General features: G+C 73.6%; 19 protein-coding genes. 7 read left to right on the forward strand and 12 right to left on the reverse strand.

The features are described 5' to 3' along the window. Position 1 precedes the first annotated feature (1 nt). From CKY47_RS32830 to CKY47_RS32840, 3 genes are all read left to right on the forward strand, one after another. Positions 2-1,183: a cation:proton antiporter gene (locus CKY47_RS32830; RefSeq protein ID WP_306750237.1), complete on the forward strand. Its 1,182-nt coding sequence runs from the start codon at positions 2-4 to the stop codon at positions 1,181-1,183. Between the two features lie 69 nt (positions 1,184-1,252). Beyond that, on the forward strand, positions 1,253-2,440 hold the full coding sequence (locus CKY47_RS32835; protein WP_306750238.1) for a S8 family serine peptidase: 1,188 nt from the start codon (positions 1,253-1,255) through the stop codon (positions 2,438-2,440). A 206-nt stretch (positions 2,441-2,646) separates the two neighbouring features. Further along, positions 2,647-3,186, forward strand: a complete 540-nt coding sequence (locus CKY47_RS32840; protein WP_306750239.1) for a DUF6319 family protein — start codon at positions 2,647-2,649, stop codon at positions 3,184-3,186. Positions 3,187-3,252: 66 nt separating this feature from the next. Here CKY47_RS32840 and CKY47_RS32845 read toward each other — a convergent pair whose 3' ends face one another. Next, positions 3,253-4,209: a quinone oxidoreductase family protein gene (locus CKY47_RS32845; RefSeq protein ID WP_306750240.1), complete on the reverse strand. Its 957-nt coding sequence runs from the start codon at positions 4,207-4,209 to the stop codon at positions 3,253-3,255. 5 nt (positions 4,210-4,214) lie between these two features. Next, positions 4,215-5,018 (reverse strand): SDR family oxidoreductase, encoded by an 804-nt coding sequence (locus CKY47_RS32850; protein ID WP_306750241.1) that lies wholly within the window; start codon positions 5,016-5,018, stop codon positions 4,215-4,217. A 127-nt stretch (positions 5,019-5,145) separates the two neighbouring features. Here CKY47_RS32850 and fabG point away from each other — a divergent pair, with 127 nt between their 5' ends. Together fabG and CKY47_RS32860 are read left to right on the forward strand one after the other, a co-directional pair. Then, on the forward strand, positions 5,146-5,907 hold the full coding sequence (gene fabG / locus CKY47_RS32855) for a 3-oxoacyl-ACP reductase FabG (RefSeq protein ID WP_306750242.1): 762 nt from the start codon (positions 5,146-5,148) through the stop codon (positions 5,905-5,907). Position 5,908: 1 nt separating this feature from the next. Next, positions 5,909-6,361, forward strand: coding sequence for a MaoC family dehydratase (locus CKY47_RS32860; protein ID WP_306750243.1), 453 nt, complete (start codon positions 5,909-5,911; stop codon positions 6,359-6,361). Positions 6,362-6,421: 60 nt separating this feature from the next. Here CKY47_RS32860 and CKY47_RS32865 read toward each other — a convergent pair whose 3' ends face one another. The 7 genes from CKY47_RS32865 to CKY47_RS32895 form a co-directional block, all read right to left on the reverse strand. Then, positions 6,422-6,994, reverse strand: coding sequence for a TetR/AcrR family transcriptional regulator (locus CKY47_RS32865; protein ID WP_306750244.1), 573 nt, complete (start codon positions 6,992-6,994; stop codon positions 6,422-6,424). Positions 6,995-7,017: 23 nt separating this feature from the next. Next, entirely contained in the window at positions 7,018-7,773 is a 756-nt protein-coding gene (locus CKY47_RS32870) for a hypothetical protein (RefSeq protein ID WP_306750245.1), read from the reverse strand. Then, a complete protein-coding gene (locus CKY47_RS32875; RefSeq protein WP_306750246.1) occupies positions 7,760-9,214 on the reverse strand; it encodes a vWA domain-containing protein in 1,455 nt (484 codons plus the stop codon). The genes CKY47_RS32870 and CKY47_RS32875 overlap by 14 nt, the downstream gene beginning before the upstream one ends. After that, a complete protein-coding gene (locus CKY47_RS32880) occupies positions 9,211-10,353 on the reverse strand; it encodes a hypothetical protein (protein ID WP_306750247.1) in 1,143 nt (380 codons plus the stop codon). Before CKY47_RS32880 ends, CKY47_RS32875 begins: the two co-directional genes overlap by 4 nt. Positions 10,354-10,468: 115 nt before the next feature. After that, the gene (locus CKY47_RS32885; protein ID WP_306750248.1) at positions 10,469-11,230 is read right to left on the reverse strand and encodes an SDR family NAD(P)-dependent oxidoreductase; all 762 of its coding nucleotides are present in this window, start codon (positions 11,228-11,230) and stop codon (positions 10,469-10,471) included. Beyond that, the gene (locus CKY47_RS32890; RefSeq protein ID WP_306750249.1) at positions 11,230-12,432 is read right to left on the reverse strand and encodes an acetyl-CoA C-acetyltransferase; all 1,203 of its coding nucleotides are present in this window, start codon (positions 12,430-12,432) and stop codon (positions 11,230-11,232) included. The genes CKY47_RS32885 and CKY47_RS32890 overlap by 1 nt, the downstream gene beginning before the upstream one ends. A gap of 106 nt (positions 12,433-12,538) precedes the next feature. Next, positions 12,539-13,687, reverse strand: coding sequence for an acyl-CoA dehydrogenase family protein (locus tag CKY47_RS32895; protein WP_306750250.1), 1,149 nt, complete (start codon positions 13,685-13,687; stop codon positions 12,539-12,541). An 86-nt stretch (positions 13,688-13,773) separates the two neighbouring features. On the opposite strand from CKY47_RS32895, the gene CKY47_RS32900 reads away from it, so the two are divergent. After that, the gene (locus tag CKY47_RS32900) at positions 13,774-14,397 is read left to right on the forward strand and encodes a TetR/AcrR family transcriptional regulator (RefSeq protein ID WP_306750251.1); all 624 of its coding nucleotides are present in this window, start codon (positions 13,774-13,776) and stop codon (positions 14,395-14,397) included. 38 nt (positions 14,398-14,435) lie between these two features. Here the strand turns inward: CKY47_RS32900 and CKY47_RS32905 are convergent, their stop codons facing one another. The 3 genes from CKY47_RS32905 to CKY47_RS32915 form a co-directional block, all read right to left on the reverse strand. Beyond that, positions 14,436-15,647, reverse strand: a complete 1,212-nt coding sequence (locus tag CKY47_RS32905) for a PIN-like domain-containing protein (protein WP_306750252.1) — start codon at positions 15,645-15,647, stop codon at positions 14,436-14,438. Between the two features lie 87 nt (positions 15,648-15,734). After that, positions 15,735-16,007 carry a GlsB/YeaQ/YmgE family stress response membrane protein gene (locus CKY47_RS32910; RefSeq protein ID WP_306750253.1) on the reverse strand — a complete coding sequence of 91 codons (273 nt, stop codon included), beginning with the start codon at positions 16,005-16,007 and terminating at the stop codon, positions 15,735-15,737. 16 nt (positions 16,008-16,023) lie between these two features. Beyond that, positions 16,024-16,944, reverse strand: a complete 921-nt coding sequence (locus CKY47_RS32915; protein WP_306750344.1) for a sporulation protein — start codon at positions 16,942-16,944, stop codon at positions 16,024-16,026. Between the two features lie 192 nt (positions 16,945-17,136). Between CKY47_RS32915 and CKY47_RS32920 the strand changes: the two genes are divergently transcribed. Continuing rightward, positions 17,137-20,121, forward strand: a complete 2,985-nt coding sequence (locus CKY47_RS32920; RefSeq protein WP_306750254.1) for an acetyl-CoA carboxylase family protein — start codon at positions 17,137-17,139, stop codon at positions 20,119-20,121.

Here is a 20,121-nt window from a genome sequence, read left to right on the forward strand (position 1 = left end):
CTTGCACAGCACAGCCATCGCACTGATCCAACTCGGCGCGGTCTTCTTCGGTCTGGGCCTGCTCGGCAAGATGGCCTGGCGCATCGGGATCTCGCCGATCCCGCTCTACCTGGTCGGCGGCCTGGCCTTCGGGCAGGGCGGGCTGGTCCCGCTGCACGGCATCGAGGACTTCACGCACATCTCCAGCGAGATCGGCGTCATCCTGCTGCTGCTCCTGCTCGGCCTCGAGTACTCGGCGGCCGAGCTGATGACGGGTCTCAAGCGGTCGTGGACGGCGGGTGTCCTGGACATCGTGCTGAACGCGGCGCCCGGCGCGGCAGCGGCGCTGATCCTGGGCTGGGGCCCGGTGGGCGCGCTGGCGATGGCCGGCGTCACCTACATCTCGTCCTCGGGGATCATCGCGAAGGTCCTCGGGGACCTGGGCCGGCTCGGCAACCGGGAGACGCCGGTGGTGCTGTCGGTCCTGGTGTTCGAGGACCTGGCGATGGCGGTGTACCTGCCGATCCTGACGGCCGTGCTGGCGGGCGTGAGCTTCGTGGGCGGCCTGACGGCGGTGGGCATCTCGCTGCTGGCCATCACGGTGGTGCTGGTCGTCGCGCTGAAGTTCGGCCGGTACGTGTCGGCGATCGTCGACAGCCCGGACCCCGAGGTGTTCCTGCTGAGGGTGCTCGGCGCGGCGCTGCTGGTGGCCGGTGTGGCGTCGCAGCTGCAGGTGTCGGCGGCGGTGGGCGCGTTCCTGCTGGGCATCGCGATCTCCGGTTCGACCGCGGAGAACGCGACGCGGATGCTGGAGCCGCTGCGGGACCTGTTCGCGGCGATGTTCTTCGTGGTGTTCGGCCTGAACACCGATCCGGCGTCGATCCCGCCCGTGCTGGGGCTGGCGGTCGCGCTGGCGGTGGTGACGACGCTGACGAAGGTCGCCACGGGCTGGTGGGCCGCGAAGCGGCAGGACATCGGGAAGATGGGCCGGGCGCGGGCGGGCGCGGCGCTGGTGGCGCGCGGCGAGTTCTCGATCGTGATCGCCTCGCTCACGGTGGCGTCCGGCGCGGTGGACGGGCGGCTCGCGGCGCTGGCGACGGCGTACGTGCTGCTGATGGCCGTGCTGGGCCCGGTGGCCGCGCGCGTCGTCGAACCCGTCGTGAAATTCACCCAAAAGCGTGGTAAGGAACCGGCGACGGTCTGACCCTGTATCCCGGCGTTCGGCGGCGGCCTCCTGATGGGCGACTGCCGCCGAACCCCGAAGGGGGTCGTCATGTCACAACCAACAGGCGCCGGGACCACGGGCCGCTACCTGGTGCTCCTGGAGGACAGGTCGGTCGCGGCCGGCGCCCGGGAGATGAGCCGGGTCGCGGGCATCACCGCCACCAGCACCGCCGACCACGCCACCACCGCCGAACTGGCCGCCGCGGACGGCCTGATCTTCCAGGACCTCGGCATCGCCGTGGTCGACGCCACGCCCGACCAGGTGGCGCGGTTGTCGCGGGCCGCCGAGGCGCCGGGGCCGATCGCGGTGGTCGAGGCCGAGCGCGTCGTGCAGGCGTACGACACGGCCGACACCGGGCAGGCCGCCGCGGTGGACGAGTCGGTGTTCACGTGGGGCCTCCAGGCCGTCGGCGCGAACCTCAGCTCGGCCACCGGCAAGGGCGTCCGGATCGCCGTGCTGGACACCGGTTTCGCCGCGGACCACCCGGACTTCGCGGGCCGCGCGGTGATCACCAACTCGTTCGTCGAGGGCGAGACCGCGGACGACGCGCACGGCCACGGCACGCACTGCGTCGGCAGCGCCGCGGGGCCGCGCACGCCCGCGTCGGGCGGGCCGGGGTACGGCGTCGCGCACGAGGCCGAGGTCTACGCGGGCAAGGTGCTGTCCAACGCGGGCTTCGGCTCGGACAGCGGCATCCTCGCGGGCATCGAGTGGGCCATCGCGAACGGCTGCGCCGTCGTGTCGATGTCGCTGGGCGCGGCCGTGCGGCCGGGCACGCCGCACTCGCTGGTCTTCGAGCAGGCGGCGACGCGCGCGCTGGCCAAGGGCACGCTGATCATCGCGGCGGCGGGCAACGAGAGCAGGCGGCCCGGCTCGGTCAACCCGGTCGGCCACCCCGCGAACTGCCCGTCGATCCTCGCCGTGGGCGCGGTGGACGTGCACCGGGGCGTCGCGTTCTTCTCCTGCGGCACCGTCGACGCGGTGGGCCAGGTCGACCTGGTCGGGCCGGGCGTCGACGTCTACTCCAGCTGGAACCGCGAGGACGGCGCCCTGGGCAGGCACAAGCGCATCCAGGGCACGAGCATGGCCACGCCGCACGTCGCGGGCGTCGCCGCGCTCGTCGCCGAGAAGCACGGCGCGCGCGGGTGGGAGCTGTGGGCGAGGCTGGCGCAGTCCGGCCGCCGCCTGGACCTGCCCTCCACGGACGTCGGCGGCGGGCTGGTGCAGGCACCCTAGGCACGCGTCGGCCCGGGCCGCGGCGGTCCCGGGCCGACGCCTGCGGGTCCGACCGCCCGGCCGCGCGGCGCTGTCGGGTGAGGGCGCTGTCAAATGGGGCGCTGTCGGGTCGAACCCCTACGCTGTGCGGGTCGATCGTCCCCCGGTCGAACACGTGTTCTATGATCGCGGGTCGAGCCGGACGCGCAGAGAGGACAACCGAGATCGTGCAGGCGGACACGCTCGTGGAGCAGGAAGACAAGGTGGACGCCGTCGCGCCCGCCGCACCCGTGCAGGAGGACGCGCCCGTGCCGCAGGAGAAGCCCGAGCCCGGGGTGGAGGCCGACGCCGCACCCGAGCTCAAGAGCGAGCCCGAGGCCGAGACCGCACCGAGGACCGCGCCCAAGGCCGAGGTCGCGCCCAAGGCCGGGAGCGGCCCGAAGCCCGAGGACGCCGAGGCGAAGCCCGCCAAGCGCGCCAAGTCGACGGCCAAGAAGACCCGCACGGTCGAGCTGACGCTCACCGTCACCGGGACCGCCGACGGCGAGTGGCAGGCCGACCTGGTGCACGGCACCAGGCGGGTCGTGCAGGGCCTGAGCATCTCGGCCGCGGCCGTGTCGCGCGCGGCCAAGGAGCTGCACGAGGACATCGCCGGCGGCATCGAGGACGTCATCGAGACCGCTCGCGCCCAGCACCGCACCCGCATGGAGGAGTTGGAGGCCGAGCTGGCGAAGGTGAAGGCCGCCCTCGCCGAGCTCAACGACTGAGCCGACGCACCCCGCGGAGGGCCGCCCGCGCACCGCGCGGGCGGCCCTCCGTCGTCGGGAGGGGGATCAGCGCGAGGGGTCGAGGACGAGCTTCCCGGTCGACCGCCGCGAGCGCAGGTCCTCGTGGGCGCGGCGCACCTCGGAGAGGCCGTACTCGCCCCCCGGCACGGCCCGCAGGTCGCCCGCGAGCACCAGGTCGAACAGCTCGCCCATGGCCCGGTGCACCACGCGGCCGGGCAGCGTGAAGGCGTGCGGCAGCCACATGCCGGCCACGGCGGTGGAGCGGACGAGCAGCTTGCCGGGCGGGATCGGCGACGGCTGCTCGCGGCTGGCCATGCCGTAGAACGCGAGCCGGCCGAACGGCGCGAGCGCCGCGACGCTCTGGTCGGTGACCGCGCCGCCGGTCATGTCGAGCACGACGTCGACGCGGCGGCCGTCGTTGGCCTCGCGCAGGGTGGCCGTCATGTCCGGCGAGGTCGAGTCGACGGCCACGTCGGCGCCGAGTCCGAGGGCGAGGGCGCGCTTGTCCTCGCTGCTGGCGGTGGCGATGACGCGACCGGCGCCCCATCTCTTGGCCAACTGCACGGCGATCGTGCCGACCCCGCCCGCAGCGGCGTGCACGACGACGGTCTCGCCCTCCTCCAGGTGGGCGCTGCGGCGCAGCAGCAGCCACGCCGTGGCGCCCTGCACGACCATGCTGAGCGCGGTCACGTCGTCCACGCCGTCGGGCACGTCGAACGCGGTCGCCTCGGGCACGACGGCCTTCTGCGCGTACCCGCCGCCGCCGGAGGTGAGGGCGACGACGCGCCGGTCGCCGGCGGTGCCGACGACCTCGCCGCCGGGCACCAGCGGCAGTTCCTGCTTGGCCAGGTAGGAGTTCTCGGCCTGGTGGGTGTCGGCGTAGTTGAGGCCCGCGCGGCTGACGTCGACGAGGAGTTCCCCCGGTCCGGCGACGGGGTCGGGCAGGTCGACCTCGGTGAGGACCTCCGGTCCGCCGAACTCGGTGATCTGGATGGCGCGCACGGGTGTCAGCTCTCCTCGGGGACGTGGGACGTGGTCAGCGGGTCGCGGGTGAAGCGGACGCGCTCGCCGGTGGCGGTGCGCGGACCGGGCGGGTTGGGGAAGGTGAACGGGGCGCTGGGACGCCCGGCCTGCACGAACCAGCATTCACCGGGTTGGCCGGAGCGCAACACGGAGACGAACGCGTCGACCACGTCGTCCACGCCCATGATGGGCATCCCGGCGGCCTCCAGTGCATCCTTGACGCCGGTGACGATGTTCGTGTCGGCGAACGACGGGCAGACCGCGTTGACCGTGATGCCGTGGGCGGCGAGCACGGGCCCGAGGCCGCGCACGAGGCCGACGACCGCCGCCTTGTTGGCGCCGTAGAGGGGGTCCATGGGCATCGCCATGAGGCCGGCCATGCTGGCGGTGGCCACGATGCGCCCGCCGCCGCGCGCCCTGAGCGCGGGCAGGGCGGCGTGCACGCCGTACACGACGCCGTCGAGGTTGATGCCCATGACGGTGCGGTACCGCTCGACGTCGAAGTCGTCGAAGGTGAAACCGGTGGCGATGCCGGCGTTGAGCACGGCGACGTCGAGGCCACCGAACCGCTCGACGGCCAGGGCCACGGCCGCCTCGCTGTCGCGGGGGTCGCGCACGTCGCAGTGGACGAAGGCGCCGCCCACCTCGTCGGCCACGGCCTCGCCGCCCGCGTCGTCGACGTCGGCGACGACGACCGAGGCGCCGGCCGCGGCGAGCCGCCTCGCCAGGCCCGCGCCGATGCCGTTCGCGGCTCCGGTGACCAGTGCGACCTTGCCCGAGAACTCCACCGCGCCTCCTCTGGCGACACATTCCGACCAGTCGGTATGGTTCACCCGACGCGCTCTGGCGTCAAGGCGAGCCCACGAGTAGGTTACTAAGCGGTTGCTTAGGCCCGCAGATCAAGGAGGACTGACCGTGGCCGAGACTGACGCACGGGTGGCGATCGTCACCGGCGCCGCGCGGGGCATCGGCGCCGCCGTAGCCACCCGCCTCGCGCAGGACGGGTTCGCCGTCGCGCTGCTCGACCTGGACGAGGACGGCTGCGCGGACGCCGTCGGGAAGATCCGGGCCGCGGGCGGCACGGCCCTCGCGGTGGGGGTGGACGTCGGCGACAGCGCCGCGGTGGAGGCGGCCGTGCAGCGCGTGGCCGACGAGCTGGGCCCGCCGGTCGTCCTGGTGAACAACGCGGGTGTCCTGCGCGACAACCTGCTGTTCAAGATGACCGACGACGACTGGGACACGGTCGTGAACGTGCACCTGCGGGGCTCGTTCCTGATGAGCCGCGCGGTGCAGCGGTACCAGACGAAGGCGGGCTGGGGCCGGATCGTGAACCTGTCCAGCACCTCCGCGCTGGGCAACCGGGGCCAGGCCAACTACGCCGCCGCCAAGGCGGGCCTCCAGGGCTTCACCAAGACGCTGGCCATCGAGCTGGGCAAGTTCGGCGTCACGGTCAACGCGATCGCCCCGGGCTTCATCGCCACCGACATGACCGCCGCCACCGCGGCCCGCGTCGGCGTGGACTTCGAGGACTTCAAGAAGGGCGCCGCCGCCGCCATCCCGGTCGGCCGCGTCGGCACGCCCGAGGACATCGCGCACACGGCGTCGTTCCTGGTGAGCGACGGCGCGGGGTTCGTGTCCGGTCAGGTCCTGTACGTCGCCGGCGGACCGAAGGACTGACATGCGGGTATTCGCGAACCTCGACGAACTGGCCGCCGCCCGGGGCGAGCACCTGGGCTTCGGCGACTGGCACGAGATCACCCAGGACGAGATCAACCTGTTCGCCGACGCCACCGGCGACCACCAGTGGATCCACGTCGACCTGGAGAAGGCCGCCGCCGGACCGTTCGGCGCCCCGGTCGCGCACGGCTACCTCACGCTGTCGCTCATCCCGATGCTGGTGCGCGACGTCTACACCGTCCAGGGCTTGAAGATGGGCGTGAACTACGGCCTGAACAAGGTCCGCTTCCCCAGCCCGGTCACGGTGGGCTCGCGCGTCCGGGCGGGCGCCGAGCTGGTCGAGATCACCGACACCGCGCAGGGCAGGCAGGCGGTGGTGAAGGTGACCGTCGAGATCGACGGCCACCCCAAGCCCGCGTGCGTCGCCGAGACCGTGGTGCTGCTCGTCGCCTAGCGGGAGGACTCGGCGGAACCGCCGGGCCACGTCCCCCGGCGTGGCCCGGTGCCCCGCACCCTAGGCGGGGCGCAGCGACCCCAGCAGCAGATCGGCGAAGTGCCCGCCGACCTGCTCGGCCGACAGCGGGCCGTCCGCGCTGTACCACTGGCCGAGGTGGTGCACGGTGCCGAAGAAGTAGTGGACGGTGAGGTCCGCGGGCACGTCGGCGCGGAACACCCCCGCCTCCTGGCCCTCCTCGACCAGCGAACGGAACCGCTCGTGGTAGCGGCGTCGCTCGGCGCGCACCTCGCGGCGCTTGTCCTCCGCCAACTGGTCGGCCGAGCGGAAGTACACGCGGGCCTGGTCGAAGTTGTCCACGGAGGTCACGACGACGTCCACGGCGGCGGCGCGCAGCCGTTCGGCGACCGGCGCGGACCCGTCCGCGATCCCCACCAGCCGCTCGGTCTGCATCCGCAGCAGGCTGCCGTAGATCTCGTGCAGCAGGTCGTCCTTGGACCCGAAGTAGTGGTACATGGCGCCCTTGGTGACGCCCGCCAGGTCGACGATCTCCTGCACCGCGACCCGGTCGAAGCCCTTCGCGGCGAACAGCCGGGTCGCCGCGTCGATCAGCCGCTCCGGTACCGATGCCATGCGCCAAGCATCGCACGCGGCGATCACTGGAACATCGCGATGGGTCGCACGACCAGGTGCCCCTCCTCCGCCTTCCACGCCTGCACCTTGCCCAGGCACCGGGCGTGGAACCCGCCGTCGGGCACCACGTCGTCGCGCAGCCCCGAGTCCAGGCACTCGACGCGCACCTGCGGACCGGTCTCCGGGTCGTCCGGGTCGCCGAACGGGGCCAGGAACACCGTCGTGCCGTCGCCCTGGGAGTGGACCCGGAACACGCCCTTGACCGACACGTACGAGTCGACGCGCCGCAGCCGCACCGCCCCCGAGGCGCCCAGGTGCTGCTCCAGGGCGGTGTTGCGCAGCAGCGTCCGGTCGCGCAGGTCCACGTGCACCACGCCGGAGGCCGACTCCAGCGCGCCCAGCAGCACGCCGATCACCGCGATCGGCTCGGAGTTCTCGATGTAGGTCTTCACCACCTCGCGCCCGGACGTGCGCACGCCCTCCACCCCGAGGTCGAGGCCCTTGAGCGCGATCTTGCCGTCCTTGGTGACGCCGACGCGGTCCACGACCTCCTTGGTCATCGCGTCGCCGTACCGGCCGACCTGGTAGAGGTCCATCACGGACTTCTCGTTGAGGTAGATCGTCAGCCCCGGCACGTCGCGCGGGGGCGCGAACCGGTGCCGGGAGCGCCACGCCCACACCGCCACGCCGACGGCGACGAGCAGCGCGAGGGCGGTCACCACCCACACGACCGCCCACGGCCACCAGACGGACCACCACAGCGCCCTATCGACAGCCACGGATCTCCCTCACCGCCTCCGGCAGCGACCCGGAGGTCGCGTCCACGACCCGGCCGCCGCCCGCCAGCGCCACCCGGGCCAGCTCAGCCGGGTCGGCCTCGCCGAACCGGATCGCGTACGTGCGGGGCGGGGCGGGCCACGCGGCCAGCAGTTCGTCCGCGCTCATCCCCGCGTTGTTCTCGCCGTCGGTCATCAGCACGACCGTGCCGCCGCCCGCGAGCCGGTAGGCGTGGTCGAGGGCGGAGAAGATCGCCGTGTGGCCGGCCAGCCCCGCCGAGCCCAGCGCCCGCGACAGCTCCGCCAGGTCGGCCTCGCCGCGCACGGTCACCGACCGCTCCTCCAGCACGGTCCCGGCGAACCGCACCAGCACCACCGTCTCCCCCACCCGGAACCGGTCGAAGCCGCCGCCGAGGCCCAGCGTCGCGAACACCTCGCGCAGCCCGGCGATGCGCGGGCCCTCCATCGACGTGGAGTGGTCGAGCACGAACACCACGGTGGCGGGCTGCCCGGCCCGGTCGTAGGCGGCGAGCAGGGAGTCCACCACGTCCTGCGTCGCCGGGAAGTACAGCGCCGTGCCGACGGGTTCGCGCAGCTGCGCCACGCGATCCAGCGAGGCGTCGACCGGGCGGCGCAGCGTGCGCTCCATGATCGACTTCTGGGCGGACGGCGTGCGCAGCCAGTCCACCACCCGGTCGTAGACCGCCCGCTTGCCCGGTTCGAGCAGCATCAGCGGGTAGTCCGACAGCACGATGCCGTCACGCGGGTAGACGACGTCCAGCGGTTCGCGCAGCCGCCCGGAGGCGTTGAGCGACAACACGGTCGACTCGTAGCCGACGACGGCGTCCACCTCGTCCTGCCGCCGCACGTACTCCTCGGCGACCTCGGCCGCGCCGTCCGCGCCGACCACCCGGCCGGTGAGGAAGCCCTGGAGCTTGTCGCACGCCACGTCCCCGGGGCGCAGCGCCGCGCCGGTGCCCGCGGCGGCCGTGGCGACGCCGATCAGCGCGGCCAGGCCGCTGCCGGCCACCCTCGGGTCGGCCATCGCGAACCGCAGCTCCCCCGCCGCCGCGCGGGCCGCCACGTCCGCCCACGACCCGCCGCGCAGCCCGTCCGCGCGGCCCGCCTTCACGCCCAGCACCAGCGGCGAGAGCATCGTGCTGGTGGACAGCGGCACGTCGGCGCCGCGCAGCCGCAGGTAGCGGTTGGTGGCCAGCCAGGCGAGGTCGTGGCCGGTGCCCGCGGCCAGCTCCTCGCTGGCCCGCACCGTGCCCCGGTAGTCGAGCTTCAGCTCCACGCCGGTGTCGCGGCGCAGGTCGGCCAGCACCGGTTCGAGGTCGGCCAGCTCTGAACCGGCGAGCACGGTCACCACGACGGGGTCGGGCGTCGCGGTCGTGCAGCCGCCCACCAGCGCCAGGACCAGCAGTGCGGCGAGCCGCCTCACAGGGGCACCCCGCTCGGGCAGCGGGCGACCTCGCCGATCATCGCCGCCAGGTCCTCGGACCTGGGCAGGAACGTCTCGGTGCCGCCCGCGCCGGGGTCGGGTTCCTCGATGCCGCGCCCCGCCAGCACGTCGCCCAGGGACGCGCTGCCCGCGCGGCCGAGCCGGAACCCCAGCTCCAGCGCGCGCCGCCGCAGGTCCGGGTCGGTGTCCAGCAGCCGGCCCACCCGCTCCCCCGCCTCGCTGAACGCGATCAGCCACGGCTCGGTGTGGTGGTGGGCGTCGGGGTAGAGCAGCACGCGGGAGGCGTCCACCGCGCCCGTCTCCTGCTTGGTGCGGATCTGGTAGGCCAGGTACTGGTGCTCGTAGACGACGCCGACGGGCGCGAACGTGCGGCCGTCCGGTGCGAAGAAGGTGCGGCCGATGCCCGCGCCGAACTGGCCCTCGACCTCGAACAGCGGCCGGACGCGGGCCGCGACCTCCGCCGCGTCGGCGGCGGTGGGCGTGCGCTTGCCGTTGAGCGCGAACGCGACCAGCCCGAGGTAGGCGGCGCCGGAGTAGGCCCGGCACGGGTCGGGCGACTGGGCGATGACCTGGTTGGCGTTGCCCAGGCCCGTGCCCAGCGCGGCCCAGGTCGTGTGCGACCGGGTCAGCTCGACGAACGCGGCCATGTCGAGCCGGTAGTAGAGCGAGCCCTCGCTGCGGGGCGTGGCGACGCCCCCGGGCCCGAGCGCGTCGGCGTACTCGCGGAACGCGGCGACCACCAGCGGCGTGGTGAACGGGTAGAACAGCGTGCCGCCCAGCTCGTCGTGGATGCGCCGGGCGGTGACCTGGCCGGACGGCATGACGAAGTCGAAGGAGTCGGCCTTGTCCCGGGAGATCTCCAGCGAGCCGCCGGAGTCGGTCAGGTGCACCTGGATGCCCTTGGACATCAGGATGCGGCGGACCTCTCCGTCGTTGAAGAAGTCCGCCTTCGACGCCATCAGGGCGCGGACGACGGTGACGGCCTGGAACGGCAGGGCGACCGTGCCTCCCGCGAACAGCGCGACGACCCCCACGAGCGCCAGGCCCGCGGAGACGCCGAACGGCAGCAGGAAGCGCTTGCGCCGGAAGACCGGGCGAGGCGGGTCGAGGACGGTCAAGCCTGGCTCGTCGGTCGTGCTCGTCGCGACCACGGGACTCCCCTGCGCCGGTGATCGAGGTGCCGGACCACCAGGTTAGGTCGCCCCGTGCCGCGACGTCACCACAACCGGCGAATCAGCCCCCGAGCGTCACGCCGCCGTCGACGACGAACGTCGCGCCGGTGGTGTAGCCACCCGCCGGGGAGGCGAGGAACACCACGGCCGCCGCCAGCTCCTCCGGATCGCCCACCCGGCCCAGCGGCAGGCGCGCGATGTGCCCCTCCAGGTAGCCCTCGGGGTACTGGTCGGTCATCTCGGAGGCGAAGTAGCCGGGCGCGAGGGCGTTGACCCGGATGCCCTTGCGGCCGGTCCACTGCTGGGCCAGGTCGCGGGTCAGGCCGAGCAGTCCGGCCTTCGACGCGGAGTAGGCGGCCTGCGGCAGCCCGCCGGAGACCAGGCCGAGCACGGACGACACGTTGACGATCGACCCGCCGTCGGTCATCACGGCCGCCGCCGCCTGGGCCATCCAGTAGGCGCCGTTGAGGTTGACGTCCATGACGCCGAGGAACTGCTCGGGCGTCTCCCGCGACGCGGGCACCGCGGAGGCCACGCCCGCGTTGTTCACCAGCACCGCGACCCGGCCGAAGTCGGCGGCGGCGCGGGCCACCTCGCGGCAGTCGTCGGGCTGCGCCACGTCCGCGGCCACGACCAGCGCCCGCCGGCCGGCCGCCTCGACCAGCCGCGCGGTGGCCTCCAGGCGGTCCACGCGCCGCGCGGCCAGCACGACGTCCGCGCCCGCCTCGGCGAGGCCCTTGGCGAACGCCACGCCCAGGCCCGACGACGCGCCGGTGACGATCGCGACCTTCCCGTCGAGCCGGAACTTGTCGAGGATGCCCATCAGGAAAGCCTTTCCAGGATGATCGCCATGCCCTGACCGCCGCCGACGCACATCGTCTCCAGGCCGAACTGCGCGTCGCGGGCGCGCATCCCGTTGATCAGGGTCGTCATGATGCGCGCGCCGGTGGAGCCGAACGGGTGGCCCAGCGCGATGGCGCCGCCGTGCACGTTGAGCTTGTCGACGTCGATGCCGAGCGCGCGCTGGCTGCCCAGCACCTGCACGGCGAACGCCTCGTTGATCTCGACCAGGTCGATGTCGCCGATGGACATGCCCGCGTGCCCGAGGGCCTGCCGGGTGGCGTCGACGGGGCCCAGTCCCATGATCTCCGGGCTGAGGCCGGACACGCCGGTGGACACGATGCGCGCCAACGGCGTCAGGCCGAGCTCGCGCGCCCTCGTGTCGCTCATGACCACCACGGCCGCCGCGCCGTCGTTGAGCGGGCAGCAGTTGCCGGGCGTGACCGTCCCCTGTGGACGGAAGGACGGCGTGAGCGCGCCGACCGCCTCCGGTGTCACGCCCTTGCGCGGGCCGTCGTCGGTGCGCACCACCGTGCCGTCGGGCAGGGTCACCGGCGTGATCTCGCGCTCGAAGAAGCCGTCGGCGATCGCCTTCTCGGCCAGGTTGTGCGAGCGCACGCCGAACTCGTCCTGCTCGGCGCGGGAGATGCCGAGCAGCGTGGCGACGTTCTCCGCGGTCTGCCCCATGGAGATGTAGTAGTCCGGCAGCAGGCCGTCCTCGCGCGGGTCGTGCCACACCTCGTTGGTCGCGGCGGTGCGCTCGGTGCGGGTCATCGCGTCGGCGAACAGCGGGTTGAGGTACGGGTCGCCGTGCCGGTAGCGGGAGACGCACTCCACGCCCGCGCTGACGAACGCGTGCCCCTCGCCCGCCTTGATCGCGTGGAACGCCATCCGCGCGGTCTGCACCGAGGAGGCGCAGAACCGGTTGACCGTGGTGCCGGGCACCGTGTCCAGGCCGAGCTGCACCGCGATCCGGCGGGCCGCGTTCTGGCCGTGCTCGTCCTGCGGTTCGGCGCACCCCAGGTGCAGGTCGGTGATCTCGCGCGGGTCCAGCTCGGGCACCTGGGCGAGGGCCGCGCCGACGATCTGCGCGGCGAGGTCGTCCGGTCGCAGGTCGACCAGCGACCCCTTGCGGGCGCGGCCGATCGGGGACCGCGAGGTGGCGACGACGACAGCCTCGGGCATGGGATCTCCTCATCTTCTGCCGCTGCTTCGCAGACGGCGGGCTCGGCCGCCGGGAAGTCGGCCCATCGGGGCGTCGCGGCCTCGCGTGGGGGTGCGCGCCGGGGGACTACAGGCCCAGGTCGCGGCCGATCAGTTCCTTCATGATCTCGTTGGAGCCGGCCCAGATCCTGGTGACACGGGCGTCCATCCAGGCGCGGGCCACGCGGTACTCGGTCATGTAGCCGTAGCCGCCGTGCAGCTGCACGCAGGCGTCGATGACCTCGTTCTGCACGTCCGAGCTCCAGTACTTCGCCTTGGCGGCGTCGGTGGCGGACAGCTCGCGGCGGGTGTGCGCGTCGGTGCACTGGTCCAGGAACGCCTGCGTCACGTCGACCTTGGTGACCAGTTCGGCGAGGGTGAACTTGTTGTGCTGGAACGTGCCGATGGCCTGGCCGAACGCCTTGCGCTCCTTGGCGTAGGCGATCGTCTCCTCCAGGATCTGCCTGGCGTGCGCCAGGTTGGAGATGGCGCCGCCGAGGCGTTCCTGCGGCAGGCGCTCCATCATGTGGATGAAGCCCCTGTCGACCTCGCCGATGACGTTCCCGGCGGGGATCAGCACGTCGTCGAAGAACAGCTCGGCGGTGTCGGACTCGGGCTGGCCGACCTTGTCGAGCTTGCGGCCGCGCTCGAAGCCCTTCATGCCGGTCTCGACGGCGAACAGCGTGATGCCGCGGGCGGGCTTGACGTCGGGGTTGGTGCGCGCGGCGATGACCACCATGTCGGCGGAGAACCCGTTGGTGATGAACGTCTTCGAGCCGTTGAGGACCCAGTCGGAGCCCTTGCGCACGGCGTTGCTCTTGAGCGCGGCGAGGTCGGAGCCGCCGGACGGCTCGGTCATGCCGATGCCCGTGGTCATCTCGCCCGAGCAGAACCGGGGCAGCCAGCGCCGCTTCTGCTCCTCGGTGCACAGGTCGGCCAGGTAGGGGGCGACGACGTCGCCGTGGATGCCCAGGCACGACGCCATGCCGGCGCTGACCTTGGACAGCTCCTCGCCGAGGACGGCGTTGAAGCGGTAGTCGTTCGCGCCGCTGCCGCCGTGCTCCTCGGGGATCTCCAGGCCGAGGAGGCCCTGGCGGCCCGCCTCCAGCCACACCTCCCGGTCGATGTGCCGCTGTTCGACGAACTTCTCGTACCCCGGCTTGAGCGTGCGGTCGACGAATGCCCTCGCGGTCTCGCGGAACGCGTCGTGGTCGGGTTCGAACAGCGTGCGGCGCACTCGGGACCTCCATACTAAGCGGTTGCTTAGGCCTAAGCGTGTGCTTAGCGTGCGGTATCGTCCGACTTCGTGTCAAGGAGGGTGTGATGACGTCGACCCGCGGCGAGTTCGCGCTGCTGGACGAGACCTGGGCGTCGGTGACGCCCCCTGCGGCGAGGCGCATGCTCATCGCCGCGGCCGCCGCGTTCTCGGTCCGCGGCTACCACGCGACGACCACGCGGGACATCGCCGCGCAGGCCGGCATGTCCCCCGCCGCGGTCTACATCCACTACCGGTCCAAGGAGGAGCTGCTCTTCCAGATCTCCCGGGTCGGGCACACGACGTCGCTGTCCGTGCTGACCCGCGTGCCCGACGGACCGCCGGCGACGCGCCTGGCGGCGGCCGTGCGCGCGTTCGCGTCCTGGCACGCCGAGTTCCACACGACCGCGCGGGTCGTGCAGTACGAGCTGAGCGCGCTGACCCCCGAGCACCTGGCCGAGGTCGTGGAGCTGCGCCGGCGCATCGAGGCGGCCGTGCGCGACATGGTCGAGGCGGGCGTGCGCGCGGGCGAGTTCGACGTGCCCGACGTGCGCGGCGCGGTGCTGGCGGTGCTGTCGCTGTGCATCGACGTGGCCCGCTGGTTCAAGCCGGACCGGGGCCGCACGCCGGAGGAGATCGGCGACCTGTACGCGGACCTCGTGCTGCGCATGGTGGGCGCGTCCGCCCCCTGAGGGTCGCATCCCGAGGCCCGGCCCTCGGGATGCGACCCTCAGGGCGTCAGCCAGCCCTGCTCGCGGGCGGAGTCGGAGCCGTCCCACCCCGCGCCGGAGCGCCACACGGCCGGCACGCCCAGCACGCTCACGCCGTTGAGCAGCATGTCCGCGGGCCGTTCGGGGAAGACGACCACGCCGATGCCCGCGTGCCTGCGCGCGAGCCCGCCGATCCACGCCGCGGCGGCCCTCGGGTCGCCCCGCTGCGCGTCGAGCACCAGCGCGCCGCGCTCGACGCCCCGGCGCTCCCCCTCGACGACCACGTGGTTGCGCCGGTAGTCGACCACCACCGCCTCGAAGCCCTGGTCCGCGACGAACGCGCCGGCCAACCGCTCCAGCCCGGTGACGTCCTCCCGGGGCCGCGCGGCGCGGCCGACGTCGGCGAACGACCCCTCCCGCACGGCGAGGTCGAACTGCTCGCGGGCGTGCCGCAGGAAGGTGTCCGGGCGCATCAGGAACAGCCGCACCCCGGCCGCCGCGCGCAGCTCCTCGTACAGGTCGGGCCGGGGACCGCGGGGGTTGCCCTCGTCGTCGACGCGCCACCAGCCCTCCCCGGAGCCGCCGGTGACGAGCAGGACGTCCTGCCGGCGCGCGGTGGCCTCGACGAGCAGTTCCCGCCAGACCGCGCGCCGCGTCGGCTCGCCGGACGGCTCGTCGGCCGGGTCGTGGGGGCGCGGTTCGCCGACGCGCCCGTAGAGCAGGCCGTCGAGGTCGGCCACGACCGGGTCCTCCTCGGTGTCGGCCACGGCGGTGACGTGCCGCCGGGCGACGTCGGTCAGGCGGTCGGCCACGTGCCCGTGCGCGTCGCGCAGGCCCTGCTCCAGCCCGTGCAGCGACTCGGCGTCGAGCGACACCCGGTCCGCCCAGGCGCGCAGGCCGCGCAGCGCCTGCTCCTCGGCCGCGGCGAGGGCGGCGGTCGCCTCGTCGGTCGCCCGCCCCACGTCGCCGAGCGCGGCCTCCCGGCCCCGCCAGAACCCGGCCAGCGCCTGGTGCGGCACCCAGAGGCGGTCGCGCACCCGGTGCAGCGCCTTGAGCAGGTCCGCGCGGGCGGCGGCGGGGTAGCGGTAGAGGTCGAGCAGGGTCGCGGTGTCGAGCACGACCATGCCGCGCGCGAACAGGTCGCGGTGGTGGTCGGGCCGCGCCGTGCGGTAGGCGCCGAAGTCGTCGAGGATTCCCCTGGTCGTGCCGTCGATCGGCTGCGCGTCGGGCATCCCGGGATTGTCGTCCCCCCGCCTCCGCCCGGGGAGCAGGGGTCCCCGGGGGACCTCCCGGGCCGGAGGTCCCCGGGACCGGACCGGCTAGCGCCTGGACGTCTTGCCGTAGAAGCCCGCCGCGAGGCTGACGCCGACGGCGGAGATGACGACCTGGAAGAGCAGTTCGAGCCAGTCGACGCGCGGTGTCTCCTCGACGCCGAACGCGCGGGCCACGAGCGTGCCCAGGAAGGCCGCCACGACGCCGACCACGATCGTCAGCCAGATCGGGATGGCCTGCTTGCCCGGCGCGACCAGCTTGCCCAGCAAGCCGATGACGAGGCCGATGATCAAACCGCCGATGACGCTGTCGATGCCCATGACGCCTCCTGCCGGGTCACTCGCCCTCGAAGAAGTCCCCGACCTCGTCGAGGGCCTCACCGAGGATCATCCCACCGAACACGCCGGCCGCGGCCCCCGCGACGAGGCCGCCGGCGCCCATCCCCCGACCGTGGTGACCGCCGTGGTGACCGCCGTGCATCCCGTGACCGCCGGACGAGCGCCTGCCCGCGACCTGCTCCATCCACTGGTGCACCAGCGCCGCCCAGTCCGTGCGGACCACCTCGTCGTGGGTCATCGCGAAGTGCCCGAACGAGTCGCCGCCCTGCCGGAACAGGCCGCCCCGGCGGTCGGCCTCCAGCACCGTGTAGAGGTGGTGCGGGTCGGTCACGAAGGTCAGCTCCAACTGGCTGATCCTGGACAGGAACTGCTGCGGCGGCAGGAACTCGATCTCCTGGTAGAACGGCAGCTGCTGCGGCACGCCGTGGATGCGGCCCTGCTCGTTGTCGGCCCGCTGGAAGCGGAAGCCGAGGGCGCCGAACGCGTTGAGCACGTGCTCCTGCGAGTGCACCGGGTGCACGGCGACCGGGTCGAGGTCACCGGGGTCGACGGCGCCGCGCACCTCCAGCTCGGTGCGCAGGCCCATGGTCATGCCGTGCAGCGGTTGGCCGTGCACGACGGTCAGCGGCGTCTCCAGCGGCACGGGGAACCGGAACGGGAGCACGAGGTTCTGGCCGGGGCCGACGGCGACGCGCCGGCCGACGACGAGCCGGGCGAACTCGACGGTGCGGTTGTGCTCGTTGTCGCCGCTCTCCACCTCGACCCGGGTGACGAGCGACAGCTTGACCTCGTCGATGTCGGCGGGGTGGTCGCCGCCCATGATCCGGACCTCGCCGGTGAGCAGCTCGCCCGGCCGGACGTTCGGGTTGGCCAGCACCGTGTCCACCGTGGGACCGCCGACCCCGAACGCGCGCAACATCCTCTTGAAAACCACGGTGGTGCCTCCTGGACTGCTCTCCGGATCGCGCCCCTGGGGCCGAATGCACCAAGGACGTCCCACCCGGTGGATCGGTTCCCTCTGGACGAACGCTAAGCCCGGGTGCCAGTATGCGACCGCCGTCACATACTAAGCGGTCGCTCAGGACCGTGGAGACGCTCTGGAGGTCAGCCCGTGCCCACGCTGCTCGTCGCCAACCGGGGCGAGATCGCCGTCCGCGTGCTGCGCGCCGCCGCCGACCTCGGCTGGGGCACCGTCGCGCTGGTCACCGATTCCGACGACGCGCACGCCCGGTTCGCCGACCGCGCCGTGCGCCTGCCCGACCAGCGGTCGTACCTGGACGCGGACGCGGTGCTCGGCGCGGCGTCCGGCTGCGACCTGGTGCACCCCGGCTACGGCTTCCTCGCCGAGAACGCCGGGTTCGCGCGCCGCTGCGCCGAGGCCGGCCTGACCTTCGTCGGACCGCCGCCCGAGGTGCTGGAGCTGCTCGGCGACAAGACCCGGGCCCGTGCGCTGGCCGCCGGCGCGAGCGTGCCCGTCCTCGCCGGCGCCGGCGAGGACTTCGAGGGGTTCTTCCGGGAGCACGGGGCGTGCGTGGTGAAGGCGGTCGCGGGCGGCGGCGGCAAGGGCGTGCGGGTCGTGCGCCGGCTCGCCGACCTGGACGCGGCGGTGCGCCGGTGCCGGGCGGAGGCGCTGGCCTCGTTCGGCGACGACGCCGTGTACGTCGAGGAGCTGCTGGAACCCGCCCGGCACGTCGAGGTGCAACTGGTCGGCACGACCGTGCTCGGCGACCGCGACTGCTCGGTGCAGTCGCACCACCAGAAGGTGATCGAGGTCGCCCCCGCGCCGGACCTGGCCGACGACCTGCGCTCCGCCCTGCACGACGCGGCGACCGTCATCGCCCGCGCCGTCCGCTACACCGGGCTCGGCACGGTGGAGTTCCTGCTCGCGCCGGACGGGCGGTTCGCGTTCCTGGAGGCCAACCCCCGCCTCCAGGTCGAGCACACCGTCACCGAGCAGGTCACCGGCCTGGACCTGGTGCGGGCGCAGCTGCTGCTGGCCTCCGAGGTCGAGCCGGACCTGGCGCACACCCCGCGCGGCAGCGCGCTCCAGCTGCGGGTCAGCCTCACCTCGACCGGGCGGCTGTCGGCGTTCACGCCGCCGACCGGGCCGGGCGTGCGGGTGGACACGCACGCCTCCGTCGGCTACCGGGCGGGCCTGGGCTTCGACCCCCTGCTGGCGAAGGTCGTCGTGCACGCCGACGACCCGGCCACGGCGCTGCGGCGGGCCAAGCGGGCGCTCGACGAGTTCACCGTGGACGGCGCCCGCACGAACATCCCGTTCCTGCGCGGCCTGCTGGACCACCCGGACGTGCTGCGCGCGCACACCGGCCTCGTCGACTCGCTGCCGCGCGAGGACACCGGCGCGCGCTCCCCCGTGCAGGGCGTCGTGGTCGCGGTCGAGGACGGCCAGGTCGTCGTCGAGGCGATGAAGATGCAGCACGTCGTGCCGGTCGGCGACGGCCGCGTGCTGGTGTCGGTGGGCGACCAGGTGCCGGAGGGGGCGCTGCTCGCCGAGGGCGTGGACGCGGCGGGCGTCGACATCGGGGCGACCGCGAAGGCCGTCGAGGTGGACCTGGACGACGTGCGCCCCGACCTGGCCGAGACGCTGGCCCGGCACGACTTCGCCCGCCCGGAGGCGGAGGCCGCGCGGCACGCGGCCGGCCGGCGCACCGCGCGGGAGAACATCGCCGACCTGTGCGAGGACTTCACCGAGTACGGCGGCCTCGCCATCGCCGCGCAGCGCCGCCGCCGGTCGCTGGACGAGCTGGTCGAGCGCACCCCCGCCGACGGCCTGGTCGCGGGCATCGGCGTGGTGGGCGGCGAGCGGGTCGTGGCCATGTCCTACGACTACGCGGTGCTCGCGGGCACGCAGGGCATCCGCAACCACGCCAAGAAGGACCGGATGTTCGCCCTGGCCGAGCGGCAGCGGCTGCCCGTGGTGCTGTTCGCCGAGGGCGGTGGCGGTCGGCCCGGCGACACCGACCACGACGGCGTGAGCTGGCTGGACTGCATGGCGTTCCACCTGTTCGCGAAGCTGTCCGCGCTGGTGCCGCTGGTGGGCATCGCGTCGGGCCGGTGCTTCGCGGGCAACGCCGTGCTGCTGGGCACGTGCGACGTGGTGATCGCGACGCGGGACGCCACCATCGGCATGGGCGGCCCGGCGATGATCGAGGGCGGCGGGCTCGGCGTGTTCCGGCCGGAGGAGGTCGGGCCGGTCGACGTGCAGGTGCCCAACGGCGTCGTCGACGTGCTGGTCGCCGACGACGCCGAGGCGGTCGCCGTGGCGCGCAAGTACCTGTCGTACTTCCAGGGGCCGGTGGACCGGTGGGAGTGCGCCGACCAGCGCCTGCTGCGGCACGTCGTGCCCGAGGACCGGGTGCGCGCCTACGACGTGCGGGCCGCGGTGGGGACGCTGGCCGACACCGGCTCGGTGCTGGAGCTGCGCGCCGCGTTCGGGCGCGGGATCGTCACGGCGCTCGTGCGGGTCGAGGGCAGGCCGCTGGGGCTGATCGCGAACGACCCGGCGCACCTGGGCGGCGCGATCGACTCCGACGCCGCCGACAAGGCCGCCCGGTTCCTCCAGCTGTGCGACGCGTTCGACCTGCCCGTGCTGTCGCTGTGCGACACGCCGGGGTTCATGGTCGGCCCGGACGCCGAGCGCACCGCCACCGTGCGGCACCTGACCCGGCTGCTCGTGGCGGGCGCGAACCTCGACGTGCCCTTCGGGTTCGTGGCGCTGCGCAAGGCGTACGGGCTGGGCGCGCAGGCGATGGCCGCGGGCAGCCTCAAGGTGCCGCGGTTCGCGATCTCGTGGCCCAGCGGCGAGTTCGGCCCGATGGGGCTGGAGGGCGCGGTGCGCCTGGGGTACCGGCGCGAGCTGGACGCCATCGACGACCCCGCGCAGCGGCGCGAGGCGTTCGAGGCCATGGTCGCCGCCGCCTACGAGCACGGCAAGGCGCTCAACGTCGCGTCCGCGTTCGAGATCGACGACGTCGTCGACCCGGCGGACACGCGGCACTGGGTCACCACCCAGCTGACCTCCCCCGACCGCGTCGCGCGGGTCGGGAAGAAACGCCCGTTCGTGGACACCTGGTGA

The organism is Saccharothrix longispora, assembly GCF_030852425.1.
Lineage (GTDB): Bacteria > Actinomycetota > Actinomycetes > Mycobacteriales > Pseudonocardiaceae > Actinosynnema > Actinosynnema longispora.

Excerpts from the sequence above, each read along its gene's own strand:
- CKY47_RS32835 (WP_306750238.1), top strand. The coding sequence starts at position 1,253 with ATGTCACAACCAACAGGCGCCGGGACCACGGGCCGCTACCTGGTGCTC.
- CKY47_RS32860 (WP_306750243.1), top strand. The coding sequence starts at position 5,909 with ATGCGGGTATTCGCGAACCTCGACGAACTGGCCGCCGCCCGGGGCGAG.
- CKY47_RS32865 (WP_306750244.1), bottom strand. The coding sequence starts at position 6,994 with ATGGCATCGGTACCGGAGCGGCTGATCGACGCGGCGACCCGGCTGTTC.
- CKY47_RS32885 (WP_306750248.1), bottom strand. The coding sequence starts at position 11,230 with ATGGGCATCCTCGACAAGTTCCGGCTCGACGGGAAGGTCGCGATCGTC.
- CKY47_RS32890 (WP_306750249.1), bottom strand. The coding sequence starts at position 12,432 with ATGCCCGAGGCTGTCGTCGTCGCCACCTCGCGGTCCCCGATCGGCCGC.
- CKY47_RS32900 (WP_306750251.1), top strand. The coding sequence starts at position 13,774 with ATGACGTCGACCCGCGGCGAGTTCGCGCTGCTGGACGAGACCTGGGCG.
- CKY47_RS32905 (WP_306750252.1), bottom strand. The coding sequence starts at position 15,647 with ATGCCCGACGCGCAGCCGATCGACGGCACGACCAGGGGAATCCTCGAC.
- CKY47_RS32910 (WP_306750253.1), bottom strand. The coding sequence starts at position 16,007 with ATGGGCATCGACAGCGTCATCGGCGGTTTGATCATCGGCCTCGTCATC.
- CKY47_RS32915 (WP_306750344.1), bottom strand. The coding sequence starts at position 16,944 with ATGTTGCGCGCGTTCGGGGTCGGCGGTCCCACGGTGGACACGGTGCTG.